Source organism: Streptomyces antioxidans (assembly GCF_000968685.2).
Taxonomy (GTDB): Bacteria; Actinomycetota; Actinomycetes; order Streptomycetales; family Streptomycetaceae; genus Streptomyces; species Streptomyces antioxidans.
Map to the genome: position 1 here is coordinate 24,479 of NZ_LAKD02000133.1, position 8,694 is coordinate 33,172.

At 71.7% G+C, this 8,694-nt stretch carries 8 protein-coding genes; 4 read left to right on the plus strand and 4 right to left on the minus strand.

The annotated features are described in order from the left end of the window. Positions 1-30: 30 nt before the first annotated feature. The 3 genes from VT50_RS35860 to VT50_RS35870 all read left to right on the plus strand — a co-directional run bounded on the left by VT50_RS35860 (position 31) and on the right by VT50_RS35870 (position 3,535). Positions 31-1,200 (plus strand): aldose epimerase family protein, encoded by a 1,170-nt coding sequence (locus tag VT50_RS35860; protein WP_206269543.1) that lies wholly within the window; start codon positions 31-33, stop codon positions 1,198-1,200. Positions 1,201-1,312: 112 nt separating this feature from the next. Continuing rightward, entirely contained in the window at positions 1,313-2,587 is a 1,275-nt protein-coding gene (locus VT50_RS35865; protein ID WP_046087653.1) for a pyroglutamyl-peptidase I, read from the plus strand. Positions 2,588-2,653: 66 nt separating this feature from the next. Beyond that, positions 2,654-3,535, plus strand: a complete 882-nt coding sequence (locus VT50_RS35870) for an NAD(P)H-binding protein (RefSeq protein WP_046087654.1) — start codon at positions 2,654-2,656, stop codon at positions 3,533-3,535. Positions 3,536-3,561: 26 nt separating this feature from the next. Here the strand turns inward: VT50_RS35870 and VT50_RS35875 are convergent, their stop codons facing one another. The 4 genes from VT50_RS35875 to VT50_RS35890 all read right to left on the minus strand — a co-directional run bounded on the left by VT50_RS35875 (position 3,562) and on the right by VT50_RS35890 (position 7,790). Continuing rightward, positions 3,562-4,377, minus strand: a complete 816-nt coding sequence (locus VT50_RS35875; protein WP_046087655.1) for an EI24 domain-containing protein — start codon at positions 4,375-4,377, stop codon at positions 3,562-3,564. Between the two features lie 70 nt (positions 4,378-4,447). Beyond that, positions 4,448-5,956, minus strand: a complete 1,509-nt coding sequence (arfA, locus tag VT50_RS35880) for an arabinosylfuranosidase ArfA (RefSeq protein ID WP_046087656.1) — start codon at positions 5,954-5,956, stop codon at positions 4,448-4,450. A gap of 200 nt (positions 5,957-6,156) precedes the next feature. Continuing rightward, positions 6,157-6,555: a hypothetical protein gene (locus VT50_RS35885; protein WP_046087657.1), complete on the minus strand. Its 399-nt coding sequence runs from the start codon at positions 6,553-6,555 to the stop codon at positions 6,157-6,159. 215 nt (positions 6,556-6,770) lie between these two features. Further along, positions 6,771-7,790, minus strand: a complete 1,020-nt coding sequence (locus VT50_RS35890) for an NADP-dependent oxidoreductase (protein ID WP_046087658.1) — start codon at positions 7,788-7,790, stop codon at positions 6,771-6,773. Positions 7,791-7,877: 87 nt separating this feature from the next. Between VT50_RS35890 and VT50_RS35895 the strand changes: the two genes are divergently transcribed. Continuing rightward, entirely contained in the window at positions 7,878-8,306 is a 429-nt protein-coding gene (locus tag VT50_RS35895) for a MarR family winged helix-turn-helix transcriptional regulator (protein WP_046087659.1), read from the plus strand. The last annotated feature ends 388 nt before the right edge of the window (positions 8,307-8,694 follow it).

The following is an 8,694-nucleotide window of genomic DNA, read 5'->3' on the forward strand; positions in this document are numbered from 1 at the left end:
CCCCACGGATCTAGCCTTATGGAGCCACATATGACCACGAGCAGACGCACGGTGATCACGGCGGCGGCGGCCGGACTGGCGGCCTCGGCCGCCACGGCCGGGACCGCCCACGCGAACGGCGGAGGGAACTCCGCGGGCAAGGGAGGCGCGGTGAAGGAGCACTTCGGCACGCTCGCGGACGGCACACGGGTCGACCGCTGGACGATCGAGAACGGCCGCACCCGGCTGCGTGTGCTCAGCTATGGCGGCATCGTGCAGGCCCTGGAGATCCCCGACCGCCACGGCCGCCGCGCCAATGTGTCGCTCGGCTTCGACGACCTGGACTCCTATGTGGCGGACAGCCCGTACTTCGGCGCCCTCATCGGCCGCTACGGCAACCGCATCGCCCGCGGCGCCTTCACGCTGGAGGGCAAGACGTACCAACTGCCGATCAACGACGGGCCGAACAGCCTGCACGGCGGCGACAAGGGCTTCGACAAGCACGTCTGGTCCGTGGAGCCGTTCCGCAAGGGCGCGGACGTGGGGCTCACCCTCCGCCGGGTGAGCCCCGACGGCGAGATGGGCTACCCCGGCACGCTCACCGTGCGCGTGGACTACACCCTCACGGCGGCGGGCGACTTCCGCATCGACTACGAGGCCACGACCGACAAGGCGACGGTCCTGAACCTCACCAACCACACGTACTACAACCTGGCCGGGGAGGGCAGCGGCTCCGTCTACGACCACCGTCTGGAGATCGCCGCCAGCCGCTACACCCCGGTCGACAAGACCCTCATCCCCACCGGCGAGCTCGCCCGGGTGGCCGGGACCCCGTTCGACTTCCGCCGCGCCAAGGAGATCGGCCGGGACATCCGGGAGGCGCACCAGCAGGTGCTCTACGGGCAGGGCATCGACCACAACTTCGTACTGGACAAGGGCATCACCAGCCGTCCGGAGCACTTCCTGACGGTGACCGAGCCGGAGTCCGGGCGGGTGATGCGGATCGCCACGACCGAGCCGGGTGTGCAGTTCTACACCGGCAACTTCCTGACCGGCACGTTCGCGGGCACATCGGGGCGGGTCTACCGGCAGGGTGACGCCTTCGCCCTGGAGACCCAGCACTTCCCCGACTCGCCGAACCAGCCGTCGTTCCCCTCGACGGTGCTGCGGCCGGGGCAGACGTACCGGTCCACGACGGTCCACTCGTTCTCGACCCGCTGACCTCCGGTCTCCTCCTCCCGCCCCGCATCCGTGCGGGGCGGGAGGTTCGTCGTTTCTCCCACCGCCGCCACCCTTCCGCCGCCCTTCCGCCGCCCTTTCGAGAGGACTTCGTATGAGACCGATACGCACCCTGGCCGCCATCGCCACCGTGGCCGCCGTCTCCCTGCCCTTCGCCACCCCCGCCGTGGCCACGCCGGACACCACCACCGCCACCCCCACCGTCGAGGAGCAGCGGCTCGACCAGGCCGCGCCCCAGGAGATCCTGCGGCGCAGCGGATTCGACGGCGTGGCACCGGACTTCGCCCGCGCGCTGGCGGGCGTGCGATCCCCTGCCGAGGCCGGGCGAGTGATCGCACACCAGGGCGGGCAGCTGTGGAAGCGCGCCGTGGACCGGGTACAGGGCCGCGGGCCAGCGGGCGGGGACCTCAGCCGGGACGACGACCGGCCGCTGTACTGGGCGCGGCTCGGGATGACCCGCGCGCTCGGCCAGTGGCGGCCGGACTTCCCGCTCACCGACGCCCGCCGCGCCGCGCTCCTCGACACGTTGGAGCGCGCCTCACGCGGGGAGGACTCGATCGACCTCCCGGCGGAAACGGCGGGTCAGCGCGTCAAGCGCATCGTGGTCACCGGCTTCGACCCGTTCCAGCTGGACGACGATGTCCGCCGCTCCAACCCCTCCGGCGCGGCGGCGCTCGCGCTGGACGGGACGACGATCCGTACGGACAGCGGCCCGGCCCGTGTCGAGACGGCCGTCTTCCCCGTCCGCTGGGGGGACTTCGCCGAGGGCACGGTCGAACGGGCGCTGCTGCCCGCCTTCCGGTCGGGGCCGCGGCAGGTGGACGCGTTCATGACGGTGAGCCAGGGCCGGGTGGGCCGGTTCGACGTCGAGCGCACCAACGGCGCCTGGCGGGGCGGCTACCCGGACAACGCGAACGTCTCCCGTACCGAGACGGTGCCCGTCCCGGCCGGGGTGCCGACCCCGCGGCCCCAGCCGCAGTGGACGACGACCACCCTCCCGTACGAGAGGATCGTCGCGGCGGACACCGGCCCGGTCCCCGTCCACGACCACACCGAGGTCACCGAGATCCCGGCGGGCGGCACCACGCCCGTGGTCCGCCCGGACGGCCCGACCCCCGGCTCGACGGCCCGCGCGGGCGGTGGCGGCGACTACCTCTCCAACGAGATCGCCTACCGCGCCACCCTGCTGCGCGACGCGGTCGGGCTGAAGGCCCCGGGCGGCCATCTCCACACCCCGGTCCTGCAGTTCGGCCCGGGCAACACCGACCCCGCCACGGGCCGGGTCACCGACCCGGACTTCGTCCACAACCGCGAGGCGATCACCGCCCAGGTCCGCTCAATCCTCACCGTGGTCGCGGCCACGGCGTGAGGTGCTGGGCCGTGATCCACTTCAATGTACGAGTTATGTCGTACGTTGGACGGTGGAAGGAGGCCCATGTCTGAACAGGCACATTCCACAGTGGCGGTCACGGGTGTCACCGGAGCATTGGGCAGTCGGATCGCGGCCAGGCTCGCCGAGCGCGGCGTCCCCCAACTGCTCGTCGGCCGCGACCCCGACCGCATCCCCGAGCTGCCCGGGGCCCAGCGGCGGGGCCCGGCCGAATACGCCGACGCCTCCGCGATGCGCACCGCGCTCGCGGGGGCGTCGACCCTGGTACTGGTCTCGGGGCGGCCCCGGGGGCGGCGGCTGGAGGAGCACGCCACCGCGGTCGAGGCCGGGAGGGCGGTCGGGGTGGAGCGGGTGCTGTATGTGTCCCTCATCGGGGCCGCGCCCACCGCCACCTACCGCAACGCACGCGACCACTGGCTGACCGAGCGGTTCCTGGCGGGGTCCGGGGTCCGCCACACGATCTTCCGGGCGGGCATCTACGCCTCGACGCCCGCCGCCCTCGCCGACGAGGACCTTGTGGTGAGCGGGCCCGGCGGAAGCGGCCGTGCCGCCTTCGTCACCCATGACGACATCGCCGATGTGATCACGGCCGTGGCCCTCGACGAGGGGTCCGGGTCCGAGCACGACGGGGCCACCCTGGAGGTCACCGGACCCGAGGCGATCACCCTCCAGGAGATGGTCTCCCGGATCGCCACGGCCACCGGTCGGCCCTACCGCTATGTCCCCGAGAGCGTTGAGGAGGCGTTCGCGCGCCGGTGGCGGCAGGGTGTCAGCGGGGTGCAGATCGAGAGCTGGATCTCGTGGTACCAGGCCATCGCGAACGGCGATGTGTCCGCGGTGACCGATGTCGTCCCGAGGATCACCGGCTCGCCCGCGACCCCGGTGGAGCGGGCCCGCTGGTGGCCCGAGCCCAGGACCACGGGATAGCCGCTACGGCATCTGACGGCCCGTCGTTACGTGTCGTCGGCGCCGTCGGCGCCGTTGAAGGCGCCCGCCGCCGTCTCGCCCCGCGGAGCCTCGGGCTCGTCCTCGTCCTCGCCCGTCAGATCGCGTACCAGCAGCGTCGCGCCCGCGACCGCGCCCGGCATCAGGAAGACCGCGACCAGGGGGAGGAGGAAGAGCAGCGAGAGGGGGAGGCCGAAGCCGAGGGAGAGGAGGCGGCGGGAGCGCAGCATGCGGCGGCGCTCCTTCAGCAGGACCCCGCGGCGGAGCAGGGCGATCGACGTCAGCTCCTCGGTGAGGAAGAAGGCGGTCACGCAGAAGGCCAGGACGGGGATCACGGTCTGGCCGACCCCCGGTACGAAGCCGAGCGCGAAGAAGAGCACGCCCCAGAGGGCGACACGGATGAGCAGCGCGATGGCCTCGCGCACTCCTATCCACACCTCCGCCCAGGTGGACAGGCCCGACTCGGGCACCGCGCCGCCCTCGGAGCGGTCGACCGCTTCGGAAAGCGACTCGTAGAAGGGCTGGCCGACCAGGAGCGTGACCGCCGTGAACGTGATGATGGCGAGGAAGAGGCAGATGGCGGCGAAGAGGATCGAGAGCGCGCCGCGGAAGACGCCGAGCCAGGGCGAGGACCAGTCGTCGGCGAAGGGCGTGGCCCAGGCGATGACGTCATCGGTCCAGAAGAAGAGGGCGACGAGGGCCGCCGCGTAGCCGACGAGGGTGATCAGGGCGGGAATCATCCCGAACCCCCACCATCTCCCCTGCCGGGCTACCCAGCGTTGCCCCTTCATCAGATAGCCGAAGCCACTCGCAAGATCACGCATGGGCCGAAGCCTACTGGCCCGGGCGGGCCTTCCCGGAAGCCGTTCGCGCCCCCGGTGCCTGGGCTCCGCCTCAGGCCAGGCGTATCACGTTCCAGGACATCGGCTCGAGCGTGGTGCGCAGGGCGCCGTCCGCGAGCTCGGCGCCCCGGCCGGGGTGCGGGGTGACGCGCTCGGGGTCGGTGAGGGTGTTGCGGGCCCCGGGGTCGGCGTCGGCGAGGACGGTGTGCTCGGCCACGCGGGTCACGGGGAGGGCGTGCAGGGCGATCTCCAGCGGGAGGGGGCGGTGCTGGTCGCGGTTGACCGCGAAGACCGTCACCGCGCCGGTGGACTCGTCGAGGACGGCGGTGGCGTGCAGCAGCGGCACCTCGCCGTAGCGTGCGGTCTCGTACGCCGGGCCGTCGACGTCGACCCGCAGCACCCGCCCGCGCCCGTGGGCCGAGGCCTGCGCGAAGGGGTAGAAGGTGGTCTGCCGCCAGGCGGGGCCGCCCGGTTCGGTCATGATCGGGGCAATGACATTGACCAGTTGGGCGAGGCAGGCGACGGTGACGCGGTCGGCGTGGCGGAGCAGGGCGATCAGCAGCGAGCCGACCACGACGGCGTCGGTGACGGAGTAGCTGTCCTCCAGGAGGCGGGGGGCCTCCTCCCAGTCGGGCGGCTCGGCGTTGTGGTGGTGGGTCTGGTACCAGACGTTCCACTCGTCGAAGGAGAGGTTGATCCTCTTCTTCGACTTCAGCCGGGCGCCGATGTGATCGCAGGTGGCGACGACGTTCTCGATGAAGGACTCCATGTCCACGGCCGAGGCGAGGAAGGAGCCGCGGTCGCCGTCGCGCTCCTCGTAATAGGCGTGCAGGGAGATGTGGTCCACCAGGTCGTAGGTCTCGTGGAGGACCGTCGCCTCCCAGGTGGCGAACGTCGGCATCGCCTGGTTGGAGCTGCCGCACGCCACCAGCTCCACATCCGGGTCGAGCTGCCGCATCGCGCGGGCGGTCTCGGCGGCGAGCCGTCCGTACTCCTCGGCCGTCTTGTGGCCGGTCTGCCAGGGGCCGTCCATCTCATTGCCCAGGCACCAGAGCCCGATGCCGTACGGATCCTTGTCGCCGTGGCCGATCCGGAGGTCGGCGAGGGCGGTGCCGGACGGGTGGTTGGCGTACTCCTGCAGCTCAAGGGCCTCGGCCACGCCGCGGGTGCCGAGGTTGAGCGCCATCATGGGCTCGGCGTCGACCTTACGGACGAAGTCGATGTACTCGGAGAGCCCGAACCGGTTGGACTCGGTGGAACGCCAGGCCGGATCGAGCCGCCGCGGCCGCTCCTCGACCGGCCCGACGCCGTCCTCCCACTTGTGGCCGGAGACGAAGTTGCCGCCCGGATACCGGATGACGGTGACCCCCAACTCCCTTGTCAGCGCGAGGACATCGGTACGCAGCCCGGCCCCGTCGGCGGCCGGGTGGCCGGGCTCGTGGATGCCGGTGTAGACGCAGCGTCCGAGGTGTTCGACGAACGAGCCGAAGAGGCGGGGGTTGACGTCGCCGACGGCGAAGGCGGGGTCGAGGGTGAACCGGGCGGTAGCGGTCTGCGGCATGACGGCCCATCTCTTCGGCGGCTATTCGATATATCGACCAGCGCTCGTTTCTTCGGACGTGACCGTAAGATCTCGCCACGGCGTACGTCAATGGCGCGGCCCGCCGTGGATCGGCCGAAGCGTTCCGGACCACCGGCGCGAGGGCTTCCGGCGATCCCGCCGTCGTCGTTGCCCCGGCCCCCCAGGCACCTCGCCGCTCGCTACGACGGGCGGATGCCGCTGTTGGACAGCCTCAGCCGGAGCTCCCGCTCCTGGTCGCCCGCCACCGCGCCCCGCTCGCGCACCTCGAAGGCGCGGGCCAGGACGTCCGCCATCTGCCGCACCTGGAGGGGACCGCCCTGGAGGTCGGCGGTGACGGGGGCCGTCAGGGAGGCCGGGCGCGGCTCCGCGCGTGGGTCGGCGACCTCGAAGACGGACGTCCACACCGTGGGCCGCCCCTCCCCCGCGTCCTGCGGAAGATCCGCGGTCGCCTGGTCGGACGCGTACGCCGTGCGCAGCACGCCGAAGACGGTTTCGGCGTCGTCCCGCGAGATTCCGCTCACCGCCACCAGCACCTGCGAGGCGGACCGAGGCTGTTCCGGACCGGCCGTCGTGGACATGGGGCCACCTTTCCTCCGTCGCTCCGAGCTCTTTCGGCTCCCCGGGTACCCGCCCGCCCCCGACCCATCACCCGGTGATCCGTGACCCCGTGACCTCGTGTGCGATGAGCCGGGACCGCCCCTGCCACACGGGGTGGCAGGGGCGGTCGAACCGTCGGCCCTTCGAAGACTCAGTCCTCCAAGACTCAGTCCTCCAAAGCTCAGTCCTCGCAGACTCAGTCCTCGACGGCGACGATCATCTTGCCGGTGTTCTCCCCCCGGAGCATCCCGAGGAAGGCGTCCACCGCGTTCTCCACACCCTTGATGACCGTCTCGCGGTAGTGCAGCTTGCCCTCGCGGATCCAGCCGCCGACCTCCTGGAAGAACTGCTCCTGAAGGTGCTGGTGGTCCCCGACCAGCATGCCCTGGATCCGCAGCCGCTTGCCGATGACCATCGCGAGGTTGCGCGGGGCGGGGGTCGGCTCGGTGGCGTTGTACTGCGAGATCATGCCGCAGACGGTGATCCGGCCGTGCACCTTGAGGCGGCTGATGGCGGCCTCAAGGTGTTCACCGCCGACGTTGTCGAAGTAGACGTCGATCCCGTCCGGCGCGGCCGCCTTCAGCTGCTCGGCGACCGGGCCGTCCTTGTAGTTGAACGCCGCGTCGAAGCCGTACTCGTCGAGCAGCACCCGGACCTTCTCATCCGAACCGGCGCTGCCGATCACCCGCGAGGCGCCCTTGAGCTTGGCGATCTGGCCGACCTCACTGCCGACCGCGCCCGCCGCGCCCGAGACGAAGACCGCGTCGCCCTCCTTGAAGGAGGCGACCTCAAGCAACCCCGAGTAGGCGGTGAGGCCGGGCATGCCGAGCACCCCGAGGTAGGCGGGGAGCGGGGCGATCTCGGGGTCGACCTTGACGGCGCTCTTGGCGTCCACCGTCGCGTACTCACGCCAGCCGCCGAAGTGCAGGACGTGGTCGCCGACGGAGATGCCCTCCGCGTTGGAGGCGACGACCTTGCCGACCGCGCCGCCTCCCATCGGCTGGTCCAGTTCGTACGGCGGCGCGTACGACTTCACGTCGTTCATGCGCCCGCGCATGTACGGGTCCACCGACATGTAGAGATTGCGCACCAGCGCCCGCCCGGGGCCCGGCTCGGACACCGGGGTCTCGCGCAGCGCGAAGTCCTCCGGCTTGGGCCACCCCTGGGGGCGGGCGACCAGGTGCCATTCACGGCCGGTGGTGGGGATGACGGACATGGAAGGGGCCTCTCCTACGTTTCAGCAGATGAAACAATCATGCTGCTGGATATTTCATGTTGTCAAGTAAATGGGTACCCTGATGGCATGACGTCCCCCATCGACCCGCTGACCCTCGAAGTCGTCGAGCTCATCGGCACCATCGTGGCCCGCTACTACGAGGAATACGAGGAGGCGGCGGCCAAGCACTCCCTGACCGGGGCACAGGCCCGGGTGCTGGGCCTGCTGACCGGCGGTCCGACGCCGATGCGACGGCTGGCCCAGCAGCTGAAGTGCGAGCCGTCCAACGTCACCGGGATCGTGGACCGCCTGGAGTCGCGCGGCCTCGCCGAGCGCCGCCTCGACCCGGCCGACCGCCGGGTCAAGCTGGCCGCCGCCACGGAGGCGGGCCGCGAGACCTCCCAGCGGCTCCGGGGCTCACTCGACTTCGCGCGCGAACCGCTGGCGGAGCTTACGGAGGAGGAGCGGACGGTGCTGCGCGACCTGCTCAAACGCATGCTGGGCGCCACGCCGTAGGGACCGCGGCCGCGCCGCGGGGCATCGCCGGGGCGCCCGGCTGCGGGTGGGTGTCCCGTGGGTCTTCCCCTCCCCGCCCCTTCCCACTACCAGGGGCTCCGCCCCTGGACCCCGAGGCAGAACCCCACCACGCGGCGGCGGAGCCGATCGACACAGCGAGAAGGGGACCCCGATCGGAACCTGCGGCGGAACCCCGGCCCGGGACCTGGAAGCGGGAGCCCCGGAGCCGGAACCTTGAGCAAACCTCCGGTCCGGGGTCCAGGGGCGAACCCCCGACCCGATGCCCGAGAGACCCACCCCGGCCCAGGGGGCCAGGGGCGAAGCCCCGGAGCGGGGGCCGGGGCGGAGCCCCATTCGGGGTCCCCGGGGCGGAGCCCCGGTCCGGGGG